This is a genomic window from Cohnella nanjingensis, assembly GCF_014212125.1.
Taxonomy (GTDB): Bacteria; Bacillota; Bacilli; order Paenibacillales; family Paenibacillaceae; genus Cohnella; species Cohnella nanjingensis.
Genome location: NZ_JACJVP010000046.1, coordinates 58344 through 78492 on the forward strand (window position 1 = coordinate 58344; position 20149 = coordinate 78492).

Annotated in this window: 17 protein-coding genes and 1 rRNA gene; 9 read left to right on the top strand and 9 right to left on the bottom strand. The window is 57.9% G+C overall.

The genetic code is table 11. From position 1 onward, the window contains the following. Positions 1–23 precede the first annotated feature (23 nt). The 8 genes from noc to rpmH all read right to left on the bottom strand — a co-directional run bounded on the left by noc (position 24) and on the right by rpmH (position 8088). Entirely contained in the window at positions 24–851 is an 828-nt protein-coding gene (gene noc, locus H7C19_RS27315) for a nucleoid occlusion protein (protein ID WP_185672260.1), read from the bottom strand. A gap of 404 nt (positions 852–1255) precedes the next feature. Beyond that, positions 1256–1984 carry a 16S rRNA (guanine(527)-N(7))-methyltransferase RsmG gene (gene rsmG, locus H7C19_RS27320; RefSeq protein WP_185672261.1) on the bottom strand — a complete coding sequence of 243 codons (729 nt, stop codon included), beginning with the start codon at positions 1982–1984 and terminating at the stop codon, positions 1256–1258. Then, complete coding sequence (mnmG, locus tag H7C19_RS27325; protein ID WP_185672262.1) at positions 1981–3882, bottom strand: tRNA uridine-5-carboxymethylaminomethyl(34) synthesis enzyme MnmG; 1902 nt, start codon at positions 3880–3882, stop codon at positions 1981–1983. Before mnmG ends, rsmG begins: the two co-directional genes overlap by 4 nt. Before the next feature lie 27 nt (positions 3883–3909). After that, a complete protein-coding gene (gene mnmE, locus H7C19_RS27330; protein ID WP_185672263.1) occupies positions 3910–5286 on the bottom strand; it encodes a tRNA uridine-5-carboxymethylaminomethyl(34) synthesis GTPase MnmE in 1377 nt (458 codons plus the stop codon). Positions 5287–5542: 256 nt separating this feature from the next. Further along, the gene (jag, locus tag H7C19_RS27335) at positions 5543–6166 is read right to left on the bottom strand and encodes an RNA-binding cell elongation regulator Jag/EloR (RefSeq protein WP_185672264.1); all 624 of its coding nucleotides are present in this window, start codon (positions 6164–6166) and stop codon (positions 5543–5545) included. Continuing rightward, the gene (locus tag H7C19_RS27340) at positions 6087–6947 is read right to left on the bottom strand and encodes a YidC/Oxa1 family membrane protein insertase (RefSeq protein WP_376775448.1); all 861 of its coding nucleotides are present in this window, start codon (positions 6945–6947) and stop codon (positions 6087–6089) included. Before H7C19_RS27340 ends, jag begins: the two co-directional genes overlap by 80 nt. 461 nt (positions 6948–7408) lie before the next feature. Further along, on the bottom strand, positions 7409–7849 hold the full coding sequence (gene rnpA / locus H7C19_RS27345) for a ribonuclease P protein component (RefSeq protein WP_185672265.1): 441 nt from the start codon (positions 7847–7849) through the stop codon (positions 7409–7411). 104 nt (positions 7850–7953) lie between these two features. Beyond that, positions 7954–8088, bottom strand: a complete 135-nt coding sequence (rpmH, locus tag H7C19_RS27350; protein ID WP_185672266.1) for a 50S ribosomal protein L34 — start codon at positions 8086–8088, stop codon at positions 7954–7956. A gap of 475 nt (positions 8089–8563) precedes the next feature. Here rpmH and dnaA point away from each other — a divergent pair, with 475 nt between their 5' ends. The 6 genes from dnaA (at position 8564) to gyrB (ending at position 14963) form a co-directional block, all read left to right on the top strand. After that, the gene (dnaA, locus tag H7C19_RS27355; protein WP_185672267.1) at positions 8564–9916 is read left to right on the top strand and encodes a chromosomal replication initiator protein DnaA; all 1353 of its coding nucleotides are present in this window, start codon (positions 8564–8566) and stop codon (positions 9914–9916) included. Between the two features lie 295 nt (positions 9917–10211). Beyond that, on the top strand, positions 10212–11354 hold the full coding sequence (gene dnaN, locus H7C19_RS27360) for a DNA polymerase III subunit beta (protein WP_185672268.1): 1143 nt from the start codon (positions 10212–10214) through the stop codon (positions 11352–11354). A gap of 15 nt (positions 11355–11369) precedes the next feature. Further along, complete coding sequence (gene yaaA, locus H7C19_RS27365; protein ID WP_185672269.1) at positions 11370–11585, top strand: S4 domain-containing protein YaaA; 216 nt, start codon at positions 11370–11372, stop codon at positions 11583–11585. A gap of 21 nt (positions 11586–11606) precedes the next feature. Next, on the top strand, positions 11607–12725 hold the full coding sequence (gene recF / locus H7C19_RS27370; RefSeq protein ID WP_185672270.1) for a DNA replication/repair protein RecF: 1119 nt from the start codon (positions 11607–11609) through the stop codon (positions 12723–12725). Between the two features lie 35 nt (positions 12726–12760). Beyond that, on the top strand, positions 12761–13009 hold the full coding sequence (remB, locus tag H7C19_RS27375; RefSeq protein WP_185672271.1) for an extracellular matrix regulator RemB: 249 nt from the start codon (positions 12761–12763) through the stop codon (positions 13007–13009). Between the two features lie 37 nt (positions 13010–13046). Continuing rightward, entirely contained in the window at positions 13047–14963 is a 1917-nt protein-coding gene (gene gyrB, locus H7C19_RS27380) for a DNA topoisomerase (ATP-hydrolyzing) subunit B (RefSeq protein ID WP_185672272.1), read from the top strand. A gap of 125 nt (positions 14964–15088) precedes the next feature. On the opposite strand, the gene H7C19_RS27385 is transcribed toward gyrB, so the two are convergent. After that, positions 15089–15877: a YheC/YheD family protein gene (locus H7C19_RS27385; RefSeq protein WP_185672273.1), complete on the bottom strand. Its 789-nt coding sequence runs from the start codon at positions 15875–15877 to the stop codon at positions 15089–15091. A gap of 135 nt (positions 15878–16012) precedes the next feature. On the opposite strand from H7C19_RS27385, the gene gyrA reads away from it, so the two are divergent. From gyrA to H7C19_RS27400, 3 genes are all read left to right on the top strand, one after another. Next, positions 16013–18508 (top strand): DNA gyrase subunit A, encoded by a 2496-nt coding sequence (gyrA, locus tag H7C19_RS27390; RefSeq protein ID WP_185672274.1) that lies wholly within the window; start codon positions 16013–16015, stop codon positions 18506–18508. A gap of 28 nt (positions 18509–18536) precedes the next feature. Beyond that, positions 18537–19601 (top strand): HD-GYP domain-containing protein, encoded by a 1065-nt coding sequence (locus tag H7C19_RS27395; RefSeq protein ID WP_185672275.1) that lies wholly within the window; start codon positions 18537–18539, stop codon positions 19599–19601. Between the two features lie 471 nt (positions 19602–20072). Next, positions 20073–20149: ribosomal RNA gene (locus H7C19_RS27400) — 16S ribosomal RNA — on the top strand; the annotation flags it as partial.

Sequence of the window (20149 nt, forward strand, 5' to 3'; positions counted from 1 at the left end):
CCCTCTGTATGAATCTACTTCGATTAGTTGCGCTTCGGGATCTGAATGATAATCTCGATATGATCGTCGCAGTCGCGCTCGCTGGACTTGATCGGAATCCCCGACCCGGTCACCATATCGACGGATTGGCGAATCGTATTCAGCGCCAACCGTACGTCTTTGGTGAAGGAGATCCGCTTCGATCTGGCCGGCTTGCTCGCCTCCAGGAGGAAGGCGATCCGCGTCTCCGTCTGCTTCACGTTCAACTCTTTGTCGATGATCTCCTGCAGAAGCTTGTTCTGCATCTCCTCATTGGGCAGCGCCAGCATCGCCCGCGCATGCCGCTCCGTGATCTTGCGTTCGAGCAGCGCGGACTTGACCGTCTCTCCGAGCTGCAGCAGCCGGATCTTGTTCGCGATCGTCGATTGGCTCTTGCCTAGCCGCTGCGCGAGGCTCTCTTGGGTCAGCTGATGCAGATCGATCAGCTTCTGATAAGCGATGGCTTCTTCGATCGCCGTCAATCCTTCGCGCTGCAGGTTCTCGATGAGCGCCATCGAAGCGGCCTGCGAATCGTTGATCTCGCGTACGATCGCCGGGATCTGCTCCATGCCCAGCTTCGTGACCGCGCGCCAGCGGCGTTCGCCTGCGATCAATTCATATTTCCCGTCACGGACCCGGACGACGATCGGCTGAATGATGCCGAGCGTCTTGATCGTCTGGCACAGCTCGTCGATCCGTTCGTCGTCGAAGACCGAGCGCGGTTGGTACGGGCTCGGTACGATATCCGCGACAGGGATCTGTCTCACTTCTTCCTGCCCGCTCCGGTCGGTCAATCCGAAGATACGTGACAATGGTGACAATGGTTCTCTCATCTCTTCTATCCCACCACGTTTATCTTATAGAATGGGTCAATAGGCTCCGTAGCGACGAAAAAGCGCCGCCATTTCACGCCTCCGAGGCGCATATGCGGCACGTCGATTTGCTCAATAGTATATATTCGATGTTGCACGCGCGATTCCTGCTTTTGAAAATACTTTCATCGCTAGAACTCAGGCAGAATCGGCTTTGTCGTGATAGCGGTAGAGGAATCCGCTACGAGCGGATTGTTCAGGCAACCGGTGCCGACGTGTGCGCGATTGTCATGACGAAAACAAAAATGTTCCACGTGAAACAAGTTGGCCGCGGAATGCCGTCTTGGACATGTTCCACGTGAAACATCGCCGTTTGTCTATGAATATCTCCACTCGCGCGGCCGGATGAAGGATAATGGCTTCGTTCAGCTCAGCAGCGGCGTTTTGAGCGGAACCCCCGCCTTGCGCGGAAAAGCTTTCGGCGTAGCCGCCGTCTTCTCGATGACGACCAGCTGCCGTTCGGACTTCTCGTGGGGCAGCTCCAGCCGTTTCACTTCCCGGAGCCGACCTTTTAACTGGCCTAGACTGTACTTGCTCTCTTGGATCTCTTCGGTCGTGTCCGAGCCCTTCATCGCGATGAACAGCCCTTCCGGCTTGGCGAACGGCAGGCACAATTCATTCAGTCCCGCCAACCGGGCCACCGCCCTCGCGGTTACGATATCGTAGCGGTCCCGATGCGCGGGCAGCCGGCCGATGTCTTCCGCCCGGCCGTGAATCAGCTCGACGCCGCCCAACTGCAACTCGGCGGCGACCGCCTCGAGGAAGCGGATTCGCTTGGCCAGCGAATCGACGATCGCGATCTTCAGCGACGGGAAGGCGATCTTGAGCGGGATCGACGGGAACCCCGCCCCCGATCCGATATCCGCGAGACGGGCCGCCCGGCTCACCTCCGGAACGAGCGCGACGGTCAGCGAGTCGTAGAAGTGCTTCTCGTAGACCGCCTCGCGTTCCGTGATGCCCGTTAGATTCATCTTCTCGTTCCATTCCACCAACATGCGGTAATAAATCTCATACTGCTCTAATTGACGGTCCGACAGATCGATAGAAATACCGGCGGCGAGCGCCCGGAATTGCTGCAGCAAGTGGTCCGTCATCCGCTGTTCCGCGCCGCCCCGACCCGGCTGTAGCTCTCCAGGTGAACGAGCAGAATCGACAGGTCCGCCGGCGTGACGCCCGAGATCCGCGAGGCCTGACCGATGGACAAGGGACGAATCTTGTCGAGTTTCTGCCTGGCTTCCGTCGCCAACCCGTGAATGATGCTATAATCGATATCGTCCGGGATCTTCTTCTTCTCCATTTTCCCGAGACGTTCGACTTGCTGCAGCTGCTTCTCGATATAGCCGGTGTATTTGATCTGAATCTCGACCTGTTCCTTCATATCTTCCGTCAAATCGACGGGCGAAGGCGACAATCGCTCCAGGTGCGCATAGGTGAGCTCCGGTCTGCGCAGCAGCGTGACGCCATCCACCGAATTCTGCAGCGGCGCCGTGCCGCTCTCGGCCAGCATCGCTTGAACCGCTTCGTCCGGCTTGAACCGCGTCTCCTTGAGCCGCGCGATCTCCGCTTCGACGCGGCTCTTCTTGTCGAGGAACCGGGCATGGCGATCGTCGGAGATCAGGCCGATCTCGTGGCCGAGCGGCGTGAGCCGCAGGTCGGCATTGTCGTGGCGGAGCAGCAGACGGTATTCCGCGCGCGATGTCAGCAGGCGGTACGGCTCGTTCGTCCCCTTGGTGACCAGGTCGTCGATCATAACGCCGATATAGCCTTGGGAACGATCGATGATGACCGGCTCCAGCCCTTGCGCCTTGCGCGCGGCGTTAATGCCGGCCATAATGCCTTGACCTGCCGCTTCCTCGTAGCCCGAAGTGCCGTTAATTTGTCCGGCCGTGAACAAGTGCGAGACCACCTTCGTCTCGAGCGACGGCCACAACTGCGTCGGGACGACGGCATCGTACTCGATGGCGTAGCCCGTACGCATCATCTCGACCTTCTCCAGGCCCGGGATCGAGCGTAGAATCTGCAGCTGCACGTCCTCAGGCATGCTCGTGGACAGCCCTTGGACGTAATACTCCTTCGTATTCCGCCCTTCCGGCTCCAGGAAGATCTGATGCTTCGGCTTGTCGGCGAAGCGCACGATCTTGTCTTCGATCGACGGGCAATAGCGCGGCCCCGTGCCTTCGATGGCGCCGGAGAACATCGGCGCGCGATGCAGATTGTCGTTGATGATCTGGTGCGTCTCTTCGGACGTATACGTCAGCCAGCACGGCAATTGGTCATTTGCTTGTTCGGCATATTCCGTCTCATACGAGAAATACTTCGGCTTGTCGTCGCCCGGCTGGATCTCCGTCTTGCTGAAGTCGATCGTATCCTGGTGGACGCGCGGCGGCGTGCCGGTCTTAAAGCGCACCAACTGCAATCCCACTTGGCGCAGCGACTCCGACAGCTTCACGGACGGCTGCTGGTTGTTCGGTCCGCTCTCGTACATCAATTCGCCCATGATGACTTTGCCCCGCAGATAGGTGCCCGTCGTCAGGACGACCGTCTTGGCCCGGTATTCCGCGCCCGTCTTCGTGATCACGCCGCGGCATACGCCGTCCTCGACGATCAACTCCTCCGCCATCCCCTGCCGCATCGTCAGATGGTCCTGTTTTTCGATCGTTTCCTTCATCTTGTGCTGGTACAGGAATTTGTCCGCTTGCGCGCGCAGCGCGTGAACCGCCGGACCCTTGCCCGTATTGAGCATCCGCATCTGGATGAACGTCTTGTCGATATTGCGGCCCATCTCGCCGCCGAGCGCATCGATCTCGCGCACGACATGGCCTTTGGCCGGTCCGCCTACCGACGGATTGCAGGGCATGAATGCCACCATATCCAAGTTAATCGTCAGCAGCAGCGTCTCGCTGCCCATCCGCGCGGCCACCAGCGCCGCTTCGCAGCCGGCATGGCCCGCGCCGATGACGATAACGTCATACTCTCCCGCTAAGTACCCCATTTTGCTTTTCACCCTCCTTGATCATCCTCATTTGCCTAAGCAGAACTTCGAGAAAATCTGGTCGAGCAGCGACTCTCCGACAGAATCCCCCACGATCTCTCCCAATGCTTCCCAAGCGGCGGCGATGTCGATCTGAATCAGATCGACCGGAATGCCGTCGCTTGCCGCCGTTATCGCATCCTCCAGCGAACGCTTCGACTGATGAAGGAGCGAGATGTGTCTAACGTTGCTCACGTATGTCAAATCCGCGGATTCGATCGCGCCGCCGAAGAACAGCTTCGACACCGCCTTCTCCAGCTCGTCGATTCCCGTCCCCTCTCTCGCGGAGATCGACACGATCCGATCCGCCGAATATCGACGGGTTACTTCATCAAGCTCCAGACGGCCTTCTAGATCCGTCTTGTTCAAGACAACGATCGTCGAACGATCTTGCAGCTCCTCCAGGAGCTGCCGTTCGTCCTCGTGCAGCGGCTCGTGCCGGTTGAGCACGAGCAGGATCAGATCGGCATCGCTCAGCGCGCCGCGCGATCGCTCGACCCCGATGCGTTCGACGACATCGCTCGTCTCCCGGATGCCCGCCGTATCGAGCAGCCGCAGCGGGATGCCGGACAGCGTCACGGACTCCTCGACGATATCCCGCGTCGTGCCGGGAATATCGGTGACGATCGCCTTGTTCTCCCTCGCCAGCGCATTCAGCAGGGACGACTTGCCCGCATTCGGACGGCCCACGATCGCCGTGACGATGCCTTCCCGCAGAATCTTGCCTTCGTTCGCCGTCCGGAGCAAGCGCTCGACCTGCGCCAGCACTTGGCTGCACGCATCCCGGATGACGCCGGCCGTCACTTCGGCGACGTCATGCTCCGGATAGTCGATATTGACTTCCACATGCGCGAGCAGTTCGATCAGTTGCGACTTCAGCGGCGTGATCTCCTTCGATAAAGCCCCTTCCGCCTGCTTGCGGGCCACCTGGAATGCCTTGTTCGACTTCGATCGGATGAGATCGATGACCGCCTCGGCTTGCGCCAGATCGATCCGCCCGTTCAGGAACGCGCGCTTCGTGAACTCGCCCGGCTCCGCCATCCGCACCCCGCTGCGCAGCAGCAGCTCCAAGACGGATTGGACCGCGACGATGCCGCCGTGCGCGCTGATCTCCACCACGTTCTCCGCGGTGAACGACCGCGGTCCCTTCATCACCGTGACCAATACTTCATCGAGCACTTCGCCGCCGCTAGGGTCGACCATCCACCCATAATGCACCGTATGCGTAGGCGCGGTCCGCAGATCGGCTTTCGACTTGAACAGCGGCGCGACGCGCTCGATCGCATCCGGGCCGCTGACGCGCACGACCGCGATGCTGCCTTCTCCTAGCGCGGTCGCGACCGCGGCTATCGTATCCTCATTCATTGTACACCCTCATTCAGCCTTCTAAGCTTAGGCTATCCATTCCTTGAAACAAGTAAAAACGAATCCGCCTTCCGCGATCGGGGCGAATACGTTTTTGCAAGTAAACCCGGTTTCGCCGTCTTCTCGGAAGAGGGCGACACGTTTTTATCGTTGACGGATCTGAAATGGATTGGTGAAACTTATCCTTTTGGATCCGTTAATAAAAAACGCAATGCTCCGCGTGCGCTTGCGGAAGTCATTGCGTAATGAAGATCATTTACTTGAGTGCAATGACGATGCAGCGGTTCGGTTCATCGCCTTGACTGTAGGTTCTCACTTGGGGATGCGCCTGCAGACGGGCGTGGATGATCTTGCGCTCGAGCGAACTCATCGGCTCCAGCACGATATCCTTCTTCGTCCGTACGACGCGCGAAGCCATCCGCTCCGACAGCGACTCCAGCGTCTGCCGCCGCCGCTCCCGGAATTGCTCCGCATCCAGGATGATCCGCAGATGTCGGTCGGAATGCCGATTGGCTACGATGTTCACCAGGAACTGCAGCGCATCGAGCGTCTGCCCTCTTCGGCCGATCAGGATGCCGAGGTCCTTACCGTTCAAGTCGATCCGGACTTCGTCATGCATCTCATGCCTTTCCATGCTTACCTTCGTATTCATCGCGCCGGTTACCTCTTCAAGGAAGCCGATCGCCTCGTCCACCCCATCGGGCAGCACTTCGAGCGCCACCTTCGCTTCCTTGACGCCGATGAGCCCGAACAGCCCCTTGCTGGGCTGTTCGAGCACCGTGACCTTTACGCGGTCTTCCTTAACTCCGAGTCGAGCGAGGCCGCTTCTTACCGCTTCCTCCACCGACTTTCCGCTTGCCGTTGCCGCGAGCTTTTTCATCAGGAATGGCCTCCTTGCCGTTACCTTCCGGTTTAGGCTTGCGTCCATACATGAAATAGTTCTGCACAATGGTGTAGATGTTACTGAAGATCCAGTACAGCGGAAGCGCGGCCGGGAAGGAGAGCGCCATCACGAAGATCAGAACCGGGAAGATGAACATCAGGCCCTTCATGGCGCCCATCTGCTGCGGCTGCTGCGCGGACATCATCTTGGATTGGATGAATGTCGTCAACGCGGCGATAATCGGCAGAATATAGTAGGGATCCGGAGCACCCAGCTTCAGCCATAAGAAGGTATGTTCGCGGACTTGCTCGTTGACCGTAATGCCCCGATACAGCGCGATGAAGATCGGCATCTGAATCAGCAGCGGGAAGCAGCCGGCGAGAGGATTGACTTGATGCTCCTGATAGAGCTTCATCATCTCTTCTTGCTGCTTGCGGGTGTCGTCCTTGTACTTCTCCCGGATCGCCTTCATCTCGGGCTGCAGCTTCTGCATCGCCTTCGTGCTCTTGTATTGCTTGATCATCAGCGGCAGGATGATCGTCCGTACGATCACGACGAGCACCAGGATAGACAGGCCGTATTCGCCGTGGAACCATTCGGCGAACTTGTCCAGCATCAAGGAGAACCAATAGACGACGTTGGCATCCCACCATCCGCCGTTCTTCAAGCCCTCGGTCGTCGTCGTATGGGTGTTCGGCGTACACCCGGACAGGAACAGCATCATGGCGATCAGAGAGCCGGTGATCAGCCACCCTTTGCGGTTTCGCAACAAACTCAAAAACTCCCCTCTAAATCAATGCGCTAACAGAGCGTTTATCCACATGCTGCATGCAAGTAAAAACGGTTTCGCCTTTCTTCAAGTAAAAACGGCTTCGTCGTCTTCCTAGACGGCGATACGTTTTTATCGGAGACGTATCAGCAAAGTATGCGTGAAAACTTATACTTTCTGATACGTTAAGAAAAGGGCGAGACGTTTGGGGTGGAATCGATTCAAAAAAGGATAAACATTTTTATACTTTCAGAATCGACAAGCAAAAACGGCTCCGCAGTCTTTCCGGAAGCGGCGGCACGTTTTTATCGGAGACGTATCAGTGAAGGAGGGGTGAAAAACCTATCCAGCCTGAAACGTGAAACATAAGCTAACTATACCATAACCTTATGCACAAGTACAAAAGGTTTCGCCTCGCCCGAACCGCCTCGCCGCGCGCTATCCACAGCTTCGCAAGTCCGACCGAATCCTCATTTGGAGGCGCGGGGGGCGTCTTGCTTCGGCCGCGTGCCGCCGCCGCTTCGACCATGGGGTCCGGGCCTGCGATTCTGCTGCTGCGGCGCGGGCGTCGAACCTTTGATCAACCCCGCTTTGCGCAGCACGTGCAGGATGCTCTTCTCCATCTCTATATAAGGAAGAGACAGCGCCGGCTTCCGCACGATCAGGATCATATCCGTTCCCTCGACGATCTTCGATGCGTTCAGCCTGACGATCTCCTTGATCATCCGTCGCATCCGGTTGCGCACGACCGCGCCCCCTAGCTTGCTGCTGGCGGAGATGCCTAGACGAAAAAGGCCCGGATCGGGTTTGCGCCGCCAATAAACGACGAATTGCGAGTTCGCAAACGATCGGCCTTGCCTATAGATGCGATTGAAGTCTTCTCTGTTGCGTAGGCGCAGCTTCCTCTCCATCTCTTACCGCCCCATCGCCGGCCGGTTCGCCGGTCTTCCGAGTTCTCTCCCATTAGTATGGGCTATATTCAAAGAAAAAAGACCACCTCACGTGGTCTTTATCCTTAAGCAGACAGCACTTTGCGACCTTTTTGGCGACGAGCTGCGAGAACTTTGCGTCCGTTCTTCGTGCTCATGCGGCTGCGGAATCCATGTACCTTCTTCCGCTTGCTTACATTCGGTTTAAATGTCGGGCCCACTCGTTGATACCCCCTTACTTTCAAAACTCATATGTCCTCATATTTAACCATACCTGCGCCCAAAAGTCAATCCAAACCCGGTTCGTCCAAATGGTGGAGATATGCACATGTGCATAAAAGAAAGAAAAAAACGACTTATCCCGCGACTTTGTCGAATTGTCTCACAATTTATCAACAATATGTAGTGTTGTGCACAGAATTCATCCACAAGTTATTGAAAATGTGGATAACGCGGTGAAATTCATTGTATTCCGTGGGTTCATCTGCTATCATTAGTTCGATCATTCTACGTGGATAACGAGATTTCCCCCGCTATTTATTAACAGGCTGTGTATAACATTGTGAACAAAACCCCCTTCTTATGGACATCTCAACAAAGAATTCAGGGAATTGTGTGGATAACTCGTTGGCCGTGCCAACTTTCGACATTATCGCCACCCTTCGTCCGCCTGATGGGTTAAAGGAGTGACTTCATGTGGACAGCCGAAACACCGAGATTTGGCAACAGGTCTTATCGGTCATCCAAACCAAGCTAAGCAAACCCAGCTACGATACATGGTTCAAGGCGACCAAGGCGAACTTCTTGAATGAGGAGACGGTCGTCGTAACCGCCCCTACGACGTTTGCCGCCGAATGGCTGGAGACCCGTTATACGAAGCTCGTGTCTTCGACGCTATCCGATTACCTGGATCGTCCCGTTGAAGTCAAATTCGCGATTGAAGAGAACCGTCCTTCGGAGCCGCCGATGCCGCTGTCGCCCATGCCGGTCGTGAAGGCCGCGGCGCCCGACGAGATCGTATCCCATATGCTGAACCCCAAATATACGTTCGACACGTTCGTCATCGGGGCCGGCAACCGCTTCGCCCATGCTGCGTCGCTGGCCGTCGCCGAAGCGCCGGCCAAAGCCTACAATCCGCTGTTCCTCTACGGAGGCGTCGGACTCGGCAAGACCCACTTGATGCATGCGATCGGACACTACATTCTGGAGCACAACCCGAGCTCGAAGGTGCTCTACATCTCGTCCGAGAAGTTCACGAACGAGTTCATCAACGCGATTCGGGACAACCGGGGCGAGAGCTTCCGCAACAAATACCGCAATATCGACGTCCTGCTGATCGACGATATTCAGTTCCTTGCCGGCAAGGACGGGACGCAGGAAGAGTTCTTCCATACCTTCAACGCGCTGCACGAAGAGCACAAGCAGATCATCATCTCGAGCGACCGGACGCCGAAGGAGATCCCGACGCTCGAAGAACGGCTGCGCTCCCGGTTCGAATGGGGACTCATCACCGATATTCAGCCTCCGGATCTGGAGACGCGGATCGCGATCCTCCGCAAGAAGGCGAAGGCCGAGAATCTCGATATTCCGAACGAAGCGATGGTCTACATCGCGAACATGATTGACTCGAACATTCGCGAGCTCGAGGGCGCGCTGATCCGCATCGTCGCCTATTCGTCGCTGACGAATCAGGACGTATCGGCGCATCTGGCCGCCGAGGCGCTCAAGGATATTCTGCCGACCGGACGCAACCGGCTCATCACGATCCAGGACATTCAGCAGCGGGTCGGCGAGTTCTACGGACTCAAGCTGGAGGACTTCAAAGCGCGGAAAAGAACGAAGGCGGTCGCCTACCCCAGACAGATCGCGATGTATCTGTCGCGGGAGCTGACGGACTACTCGCTGCCGAAGATCGGCGACGCGTTCGGCGGGCGCGACCATACGACCGTCATCCATGCGCACGAGAAGATCACGCAGCAGCTCAAGATCGACCAGGAGCTGTACAAGATCATCAACAACCTGATGGAGAAGATCAAGAGCCTGACGTAAGTCGACACCAAGAGACCCCTTGTGTACAACGGGGTCCCATTTTCGATCATTCGTCAGGACGATCTGTGCGCCTGATCCAGCCGCGATGATCGCCGCTTAAAAACGCAGCTCCCGACATGCCGGACGGAGGATCGTTTTTAAGCGTGAATAACCGTCAAGCCTATGCACAAAGCATGCACATGTGGATAGGCTTTCGTTTTCGCCTTTTTTCGACTTATCCACATATTCAGGGCCCCTACTACTACGACTATTATTTAACCATGCTACAATATAGCGAATCGACGAGGTGCAAACGATGAAATTGACGATATTGCGCAACGAATTGAACGAGGCGGTACAGAATGTATCGAAGGCGGTTTCTTCCCGCAGCACGATCCCGATTCTGAGCGGGATCAAGATCGACGCGAACGACCGCGGCGTCACGCTGACGGCAAGCGACACCGACATTTCCATTCAAAGCTTTATCCCGCTGGAGAGAGCCGAGCAGCAGAACGCGACCGTCCACCGTTCGGGCAGCGTCGTCCTCCCCGCCAAATTCTTCGTCGAGATCGTCAAGAAGCTTCCGAACGAAGAAGTGAACATCGAAGTCGGCGAACGCTTCCAGACGATGATCCATTCCGGCGCCACCGAGATCCAGCTCGTCGGACTCGACCCGGAGGAGTTCCCGGTGCTGCCGACGCTCCAAGAGGATCAGGTGTTCTCCATCGCGGGCGATCTATTGAAATCGATGATTCGGCAGACCGTATTCGCCGTCACCACCAGCGAATCCACGCCGATCCTCACCGGGGTGCTCTGGAGTCTGCAGGACGGCGTCCTCAAGTTCGTCGCGACGGACCGTCACCGCCTCGGCACCTGCAAGGTCCAACTCGACACGGACCCGAGCCTGAGCTTCTCCGGCGTCGTCATCTCCGGCAAGACGCTGGGCGAATTGTCGAAGGTCATTCCCGACCAGAACACGTTGATCGATATCGTCGTGGCGGACAGTCAGGTGCTGTTCAAGCTGGGCAACGTCATGTTCTTCACGCGGATGCTGGACGGGTCCTATCCCGACACTTCCAAGATTATTCCGACGAACTTCAAAACAGAACTCGTTCTGCATACAAAATCGCTCAGCGACGCGATCGACCGGGCTTACCTGCTGTCGCGCGAGGAAAAGACGAACATCGTCCGCCTCTCGACGGTCGAGGGCGGCGGGATCGAGATCTCTTCGAGCTCCTCGGAGCTGGGCCGCGTGCAGGAGCAACTAGACGTCACCGAGCTGACCGGCGAAGAGCTGCGAATCGCCTTCAACTCCAAATATATGCTGGACGTGCTTAAGGTCATCGACAGCGAACAGCTGTTCATCGGATTCACAGGCGCGATGAGCCCGATCATCATCAAGCCGCGGGATCACGAGAACAGCCTGCATCTCATCCTTCCTTATCGGACGACGAACTAAGAGGAGCGGCGAGACATGAAGGAGATCGAGATCTCAACGGAGTACATCCAGCTCCAGCAGCTGCTGAAGCTGGGAGACTGCATCGGATCCGGGGGAGAAGTGAAGTTCTTCCTGCAGGAGAACGAAGTCAAGGTCAACGGGGAACCGGAGAATCGCCGCGGCCGCAAGCTGCGCCCCGGAGACGTGATCGAAGTGGAAGGGTGCGGCACGTTCGCCGTCGTCGCCCGCTAGGCCACGGAGAGGAAGCATCGGATGCAACTGAAACGGTTGGAACTGCACGGATACCGCAACTTCAGTCATCTGGAGCTTGCGACCGGCGCCGGCGTCAACATCTTGATCGGTCCGAACGCGCAGGGCAAGACGAACCTGCTGGAAGCGATCCATGTGCTGGCGCTCACCAAATCGCACCGCACGTCCAAGGACCGGGAGCTGATCGGCTGGAACGAATCCGCCGCCCGGCTGAAGGCCGAAGTGGAGCGCAGACACGGCACCGCCGCGCTTGAGCTCCAGCTGTCCGCCCAGGGCAAGAAGGCAAAGGTAAACGGGCTGGAGCAGCGCAAGCTGAGCGGATTCGTCGGCACGCTGAACGTCGTGCTGTTCGCGCCGGAGGATCTGGATATCGTCAAGGGAGCGCCGGGTGTGCGCCGCCGCTTCATGGATATGGAGATCGGCCAGGTGCACCCCGGCTATTTGTACGACTCGCACCAATACCAGAAGATCCTGCAGCAGCGCAACAATTATCTCAAAGCGACGGACGTCTCCCGGGCATCGGCGGAGATGCTCGAGGTCTGGAACGAACAATTGGCGCAGTGCGGTGTTAAAATGATGCAGAGAAGGCAAAACTTTATCTATCAACTCCAACGTTGGGCAGAGAAGATTCATGCCGGCATCACGAACGGAACCGAACAATTGACGGTGGAGTACAAGCCTTCATTCGGAGGCGGCGACGCCGCGGCGCTCCAAGATCAATCTTCTTTATTGCAACAATTTATGTTAAAGTTAACACAAGGCAAGGATCAGGAATTCCGGCGCGGCACCACGCTCGTGGGCCCGCATCGGGACGACTTGGCGTTCGCGATCAACGGCAAAGACGTCCAGACGTTCGGATCGCAGGGCCAACAGCGCACGGCCGCGCTGTCGCTTAAGCTCGCGGAATTGGAGCTGATGCGCGAAGAGATCGGGGAATATCCCCTGCTATTGCTGGACGACGTGTTGTCAGAGCTTGATCAAGAGCGGCAGACCCAGCTGATCGAGACGTTCCAGAGCCGCGTGCAGACGTTCATCACGACGACGGGGCTTGAGAGCGTGAACATGAGCAAGCTGAAGGATGCCGCTATCTATCATGTGCGCAATGGATCGGTGCTGGCCTGAAGGCCGTAGGCCTGCGGGGAAGAAGGAGGCGCGTCATGTACATTCATCTGGGCGGGGAAAAGATCGTCCGAACGTCGCAACTGGTGGCGATCTTCGATATATCGATCGAACAATCTTCCAAGCTGTCCCGGCAATTCGTGGCGCAAGCCCGCAAGAACCGCGAAGTCGAGACGATCGGCGAGGAAGAGCCGAAGTCGATCGTCGTCACGGAAGAGAGGGTGTACTACTCGCCGATCTCGTCGTCTACCCTCAAGAAGCGGGCTCATCATCTGGTGGATTTGTAGCGGTAACGCGTCAACGTGAAGAAGGCGGTGGAGGGATTTGTCCGTGAATTCGCAAAACAACTCGTACGATGAGAGTCAGATTCAGGTACTCGAAGGATTGGAGGCCGTCCGCAAGCGTCCCGGGATGTACATCGGCTCGACGAGCGGCAAGGGTCTTCACCATCTCGTCTGGGAAGTCGTCGACAACAGTATCGACGAAGCGCTGGCGGGCTATTGTACCCAGGTCGACGTCATCGTGCATGAAGATAATAGCGTGACCGTCGTCGACAACGGCCGGGGCATCCCGGTCGGGGAAAACGCGAAGCTCAAGAAGTCCACGCTCGAAGTCGTCATGACCGTGCTTCACGCCGGCGGCAAGTTCGGCGGCGAAGGCTACAAAGTATCCGGCGGCCTCCACGGCGTCGGCGTCTCGGTCGTGAACGCGCTGTCCGAGCATGTGAAGGTGCAGGTCAGGCTCCGCGGCCAGATCTTCCAGCAGGAATATCGCCGCGGCGTCCCCCAATACGACATCAAGGTCGTCGGCGAGTCGGAGGAGACCGGCACGACGGTCTGCTTCAAGCCGGACCCCGAGATCTTCACCGAGACGACGGTATTCGAATACGACGTCCTGGTCGGCCGGATCCGCGAGCTGGCCTTCCTGAACAAGGGCATCCAGTTGACGCTGACCGACGAACGTACCGGCGTGCACGATTCGTTCAAGTACGACGGCGGCATTATGGAGTTCGTGCAGTATTTGAACCGCACCCGCGTGGCGCTGCACGATCAGCCGATCTACGTCGAAGGAACGAAGGACTATATCGCGTGCGAGATCGCGATGCAGTACAACGACGGCTATACCGAGAATATCTATTCGTTCGCGAACAATATCAATACGCATGAAGGCGGCACGCACGAATCCGGCTTCAAGAGCGCGCTCACCCGGATCGTCAACGATTATGCCCGCAAGATGGGCTTCATCAAGGAGAGCGAGTCCAACCTGACCGGCGACGACTGCCGCGAAGGCTTGACCGCGATCATCTCCGTCAAGATTCCGGAGCCGCAGTTCGAAGGACAGACGAAGACCAAGCTCGGCAACAGCGAAGTGCGCGGCATCGTGGAATCGCTCTTCGCGGATAAGCTGCTCGAGTTCATGGGCGAGAATCCCGCCGTCGCGCGCAAAGTCGTCGAGAAGTCGCTGCAGGCTTCCCGCGCGCGGGAAGCGGCGCGCAAGGCGCGCGAGCTGACGCGGCGCAAGGGCGCGCTCGAGGTCAGCTCGCTGCCGGGCAAGCTGGCTGACTGCTCGTCGAAGGACGCTTCGATCAGCGAACTGTACATCGTCGAAGGCGACTCCGCAGGCGGATCGGCCAAGCAAGGCCGCGATCGCCACTTCCAGGCGATCCTGCCGCTGCGGGGCAAGATTCTGAACGTCGAGAAGGCGCGGCTGGACCGCATCTTGTCCAACCTCGAGATCCGGGCGATCATCACCGCGCTCGGCACGGGGATTAGCGACGACTTCGACATCTCGAAGGCGCGCTACCACAAGATCATCATCATGACCGACGCCGACGTCGACGGCGCGCACATCCGTACGCTGCTGCTGACGTTCTTCTACCGGTACATGCGCAACTTGATCGAGGAAGGCTACGTCTATATCGCGCAGCCGCCGCTGTTCAAGATCGAGCGCAACAAGGTGATCCGCTATGCGCAGTCCGAAGCGGAGCGCAACGCGATCATCGCGGAATTCGGCGAAGGCGCCAAGGTCAACGTACAGCGCTACAAAGGTCTCGGAGAGATGAACGCCGAACAGTTGTGGGAGACGACGATGGATCCCGATGGACGGACGATGCTTCAAGTCCGCATCGAGGATGCCATGCAGGCGGACATCATGTTCGATACGCTCATGGGCGACAACGTCGAGCCGCGCCGGGAGTTCATCAACGAGCACGCGCGAGACGTGAAAGACTTGGACGTCTAGAGACGAATATCGGCCACCCCGTGACCGTTCATAGGCAGCACCCACCCGCCGAACGGGGTTCGAACGGCGGGTGTTCCTTTTTTTGCACGGATAAGGATATCCTGCGCAATTGGGCGACGCCGACCCTAATTGATGCGGCGGCGCCGCGCCGTCTTGGGAAACCGTCCGTACGCGACGGCATAAGCGCGTATGCGGCGATAGACGCTGCGGTCTCGCAGGCGCAGGAAGATATAAGGGTCGGGCAGCGTGTTGACCTCGAGAATCCACGGCTTCATCTCCTGGTCGATGGCCACGTCGATGCCGATCTCCTTCAGGCCGGGGAACCGCAACTCCAAAGTTTTTGCCACGCGGACGCCGAGGGTGCGCAGCCGCTCCCGGTATTCGCCCAGATCCGCTCCGTTCTTCGCGCAGGCTTCCTGCATTAACGCTTCGAAAGGTAGAGGCGTACCCCCGCTGTGGTAGTTCGTGACGATCTTGCGGGGATGGGAGAGACGGCCGATGATGCCGGTAGACGCCCAGCGGCCGGCCGGATTGTGTTGGACCATGATCCGGAAGTCGAACCGACGGCCGTCGTGGCGGAGCAGTTCGATGCCCTGCTGGACGAGATAGTCTCTCGGCTTCTTGACCTGGAGCAACTTGGCGTACATCGCGTCGAACGTGTCGAACCGGTAGAGCCGCTCGCCGGATTGGAAGCGATAGGGGCTCGGGAGTCCGGCAACGTATTCGACGCGGATGACGCCCCGACCGAACGTGCCGTGTACCGGCTTGACGTAGACCATACCAAGCTGGTGCAGCATCTCTCGCACCGTGCGCAAGTCGAACTTGCGGGTAACCGGCACGAATTCCTTCATTTCGGGAGAAGCGAGCAACGCGTCGGTCTTTGCCCATTTGCTGCGGACGCGCCGGATCGGCATCGGGGTTTCACGCCACCTTTCCCGTCAACATTATGCTATAATGGAATTATTCATCCTTTTTACTTTATGACGACTGAAGCCATGCGGTAACGTGGCTGAGCGACTATATGTTGGCAATGTTGAAGGAGGATCTGCATGGCAGAAGAGCAACGCTCCGCACTTCGCGACCGCGATATCGGGGTCGAGATGCGAGAATCGTTTATGAGTTACGCAATGAGCATCATCGTCAGCCGCGCCTTGCCGGACGTCCGGGACGGCTTGAAGCCGGTACTCCGGCGCATCCTGTACGGGATGTCGGAGCTCGGCATGTCCCCGGACAAACCGTTCAAGAAGTCGGCACGTATCGTAGGCGACGTCATGGGCAAGTATCATCCCCACGGCGACTCCTCGATCTACGAGGCGATGGTGCGGATGGCGCAGGATTTCTCGATGCGCTACATGCTCGTCGAAGGCCACGGCAACTTCGGATCCATTGACGGCGATATGGCGGCGGCCATGCGTTATACCGAGTCGCGCCTGTCGAAGATCTCGATGGAGATGCTGCGCGACATCAACAAGGAGACCGTCAACTTCGTTCCGAACTACGACGGCGAGGAGCTGGAGCCGGAAGTACTGCCGGCGCGCTTCCCGAATCTGCTCGTCAACGGCACGACCGGCATCGCGGTCGGCATGGCGACAAACATCCCGCCGCACAACCTGACCGAAGTCATCAACGGCGTACAAGCCCTGATCAAGGATCCGGAGATGACGTCGAACGATCTGATGGAATATATCAAAGGCCCGGACTTCCCGACGGCCGGCTATATCCTGGGCCGCGAGGGCATCCGCCAGGCGTACAATACCGGACGCGGCTCCATCACGATGCGGGCCCGCGCGGAGATCGAAGAGATGAACGGCAAGGCGCGGATCATCGTTCACGAGATTCCGTACCAGGTCAACAAAGCGCGTCTCGTCGAGAAGATCGCGGAGCTCGTGCGCGAGAAGAAGATCGACGGCATCACCGACTTGCGGGACGAATCCGACCGCAACGGGATGCGGATCGTCATCGAGCTGCGCCGGGACGTGAATCCGAACGTCGTCTTGAACAATCTATACAAGCAGACGGCGATGCAATCGAGCTTCGGCGTCAATATGATCGCGATCGTCAACAAGGAACCGAAGGTGCTGAACCTTCGCGAAGTGCTGCATCACTATATTCAGCACCAGATCGAAGTCATTCGCCGCCGGACCGAGTACGACCTCAAGAAAGCGGAAGCACGTGCGCACATCCTGGAAGGCTTGCGCATCGCGTTGGATCATCTGGACGAAGTCATCGCGCTGATCCGCGCATCGCAGACGACCGATCAAGCCCGCGAAGGCTTGATGACGCGGTTCGGCCTGTCCCACGACCAGGCCCAAGCGATCCTCGAGATGCGTCTGCAGCGCCTCACCGGCCTGGAACGCGAGAAGATCGAAGCCGAGTACAACGAACTGCTGGCCAAGATCGCGGAGTACAAGGCTATCCTGGCAGATGAGCAGCTCGTCCTCAATATCATCGACACCGAGCTCGAAGAGATCAAGGAACGCTTCGGCGACGAACGCCGGACCGAGATCACGATCAGCGACGAAGAGATCCTGGACGAGGATCTGATCCCGCGCGACGACGTGGTCATTACGATGACCCACACCGGCTACATCAAGCGGCTGCCGGTATCCACCTACCGAAGCCAGAAGCGGGGCGGGCGAGGCGTCGTCGGCATGGATACGAAGAATGACGACTTCATCGAGCATCTGTTCGTCTCCAACACGCACCACTTCCTTCTGTTCTTCACGAACAAAGGCAGGGTGTTCCGGCTCAAGGCGTACGAGATCCCGGATCTGAGCCGGACGGCTCGCGGCACGCCGATCATCAACCTGATCCAGATCGAGCAGGGCGAGACGATCAATGCCGTCATTCCGGTCGAGACGTTCGAGCCGAACAAGTATCTGTTCTTCGCGACGCGGGCGGGGATCGTCAAGAAGACGCCGCTCGACGACTACGCGAACATCCGCAAAGTCGGCTTGATCGCGATTCTGCTGCGCGACGACGACGACCTCATCGGCGTGAAGCTGACGGACGGCAACGAAGAGATCGTCATGGGTACCGCCCAGGGCATGTCGATTCGGTTCTCCGAGCAGGACGTTCGTTCGATGGGACGCTCCGCTACGGGCGTCAAGGGGATCGCGCTGGACGATGACGACTCCGTTATCGACATGGATATCGTCAATCCGGAACGCGATGTGCTCATCGTCACCTCGAAGGGCTACGGCAAGCGGACGCCGGTGTCCGAGTATCGCACGCAGACGCGGGGCGGCAAGGGCATCAAGACGCTGAACGTGACGGACAAGAACGGCACGATCGTCTCCCTGAAGGTCGTCTCCGACGAAGAGGATCTCATGATCATGACGTCCTCGGGCACGCTCATTCGGACGAGCATGTCCGGCATCAATACGATGGGCCGGATCACGCAAGGCGTGAAGCTCATCAATATCAAGGACGAGGACTTCGTGGCTACCGTGGCCCGCGCGCCGCGCAACGAAGACTCGGATGAGAACGAAGAAGAAGCGGGCGAAGGTTCGGAAGCTTCGGACCCAACGGACGCCGCGGAATAGTCGGAAGATACGGGGAGGATCATGCCGCATGCCGGTGCTGCCCATCGCACAAGTGCAATCGGGAGACCGTCTGGGTCGGGAAGTACAGACGGGGCTCGGGAACCTATTGTTCCCTGAAGGCCGCGCGCTCACTCCGCGCGACCTGGAGATACTGCAGGCCTTCCTCATCCCGAGCGTCGATATTCGGCGCTCGGGCATGAGCGAAGCCGATGCCTCGGAGACGGAGGAGGAGCCGGAGACCGTCTCCGTTAATACGCCTCTCCAACAGGCGTTCGTCAAGATGGAGAAGCTGATGAAAGCTGCTTTCCACATGATGAGCCCCGGGCAGAAGCTTCCGATCCTGGACATCCGTAACGGGCTGAAGGATCTCCTCGACTGCATTGCGGACTATCATGCGCTCACCTTCGTCCCTCCGCTGGAGGGCGCAACCGAGCCGTGGATTCGCAACAGCATTCTGACGGCGTTCACTTCGTACCAGTTGGCGCGTTGGATCAAGATGCCCGACAAGGATTGGATTCCCGTGGCCTTGGCAGGCCTGCTGCACGATATTGGCAATACGCGGGTCGATCCGGCCATCTTCCGTAAGCCGACGCGTTTGACGCCGGAAGAGCAGAACGAGATGCGGCAGCATACGGTCTACGGCTTCAAGATGCTGGAGGGCGTCGCTTCACTGAATCAAGGCGTGTCCCTCGCCGCGCTGCAGCATCATGAGCGGATCGACGGCAGCGGCTATCCGATGCGGGTGACGGGCGACAAGATCCACCCTTATGCCCGTATCGTCGCCGTGGCGGACGTCTACCACGCCATGACGTCGAATCGGACGCACCGCAAGGCGCAGTCTCCCTATCTCGTGCTGGAGGAGCTCCAGGCCGAAGCGTTCGGCAAGCTCGATCCGATGATGGTGCAGACGTTCATCGAGAAGACGACCCAGTTCCACAACGGGATGCTCGTTCAATTGAACGACAACCGGGTAGGCGAAGTCGTGTTCACCGACCGTCAGCACCCGACCCGGCCGATGGTATCGATCTTCGGGGAGATCGTGAATCTGGCTAAGACGAGAGATCTGCACATCTGCGCGGTTTATTCGCCTTGACGTCTCTATCTATAGAAGAAGGATACAAACAAGACCGGTTTCGGCGATTAGCCGATGCCGGTTTTTTATTACTGGTGCTTGGTTTAAGAAGAGAAAAACGTACCGTAATGACGTGTATTAACGCCGAGATCCCTTGCAGGGAAAGGGGTTTAGGGTTTTTATAAAAAAGAATAAAAAAAGACTTGCATAGGCATCTGTAACGTGATATATTATTTAAGTCGCCGCTGAGAGGCCAGGCAAGAACGAGGCCGAGAGCGAAGACAAGATTGCTCCTTGAAAACTGAACATCGAGCGTAAGAAACGTCGGGTTTCGACAGTCGTGCTTGCACGACGAAGAAGCCGGACGCTAACGGACCCTGTCGCCTTCGGGTGACGGACAACGATTTAAACAACGAATGAGCCATCGAGGTTCTTCAATTTTGTGTTTTTGACTCTCGCCGTTCCGTTGGAACGACTGACGTCAAAAACACTTTCATGGAGAGTTTGATCCTGGCTCAGGACGAACGCTGGCGGCGTGCCTAATACATGCAAGTCGAACGGACTTTCAA

Bases quoted from the DNA above. Each gene is read 5' to 3' on its own strand.
- mnmG (WP_185672262.1), bottom strand. From the start codon at position 3,882: ATGGGGTACTTAGCGGGAGAGTATGACGTTATCGTCATCGGCGCGGGC.
- remB (WP_185672271.1), top strand. From the start codon at position 12,761: ATGTACATTCATCTGGGCGGGGAAAAGATCGTCCGAACGTCGCAACTG.
- recF (WP_185672270.1), top strand. From the start codon at position 11,607: ATGCAACTGAAACGGTTGGAACTGCACGGATACCGCAACTTCAGTCAT.
- rsmG (WP_185672261.1), bottom strand. From the start codon at position 1,984: ATGACGGACCACTTGCTGCAGCAATTCCGGGCGCTCGCCGCCGGTATT.
- jag (WP_185672264.1), bottom strand. From the start codon at position 6,166: ATGAAAAAGCTCGCGGCAACGGCAAGCGGAAAGTCGGTGGAGGAAGCG.
- dnaN (WP_185672268.1), top strand. From the start codon at position 10,212: ATGAAATTGACGATATTGCGCAACGAATTGAACGAGGCGGTACAGAAT.
- gyrA (WP_185672274.1), top strand. From the start codon at position 16,013: ATGGCAGAAGAGCAACGCTCCGCACTTCGCGACCGCGATATCGGGGTC.
- rnpA (WP_185672265.1), bottom strand. From the start codon at position 7,849: ATGGAGAGGAAGCTGCGCCTACGCAACAGAGAAGACTTCAATCGCATC.
- H7C19_RS27395 (WP_185672275.1), top strand. From the start codon at position 18,537: ATGCCGGTGCTGCCCATCGCACAAGTGCAATCGGGAGACCGTCTGGGT.
- noc (WP_185672260.1), bottom strand. From the start codon at position 851: ATGAGAGAACCATTGTCACCATTGTCACGTATCTTCGGATTGACCGAC.
- mnmE (WP_185672263.1), bottom strand. From the start codon at position 5,286: ATGAATGAGGATACGATAGCCGCGGTCGCGACCGCGCTAGGAGAAGGC.
- yaaA (WP_185672269.1), top strand. From the start codon at position 11,370: ATGAAGGAGATCGAGATCTCAACGGAGTACATCCAGCTCCAGCAGCTG.
- H7C19_RS27385 (WP_185672273.1), bottom strand. From the start codon at position 15,877: ATGCCGATCCGGCGCGTCCGCAGCAAATGGGCAAAGACCGACGCGTTG.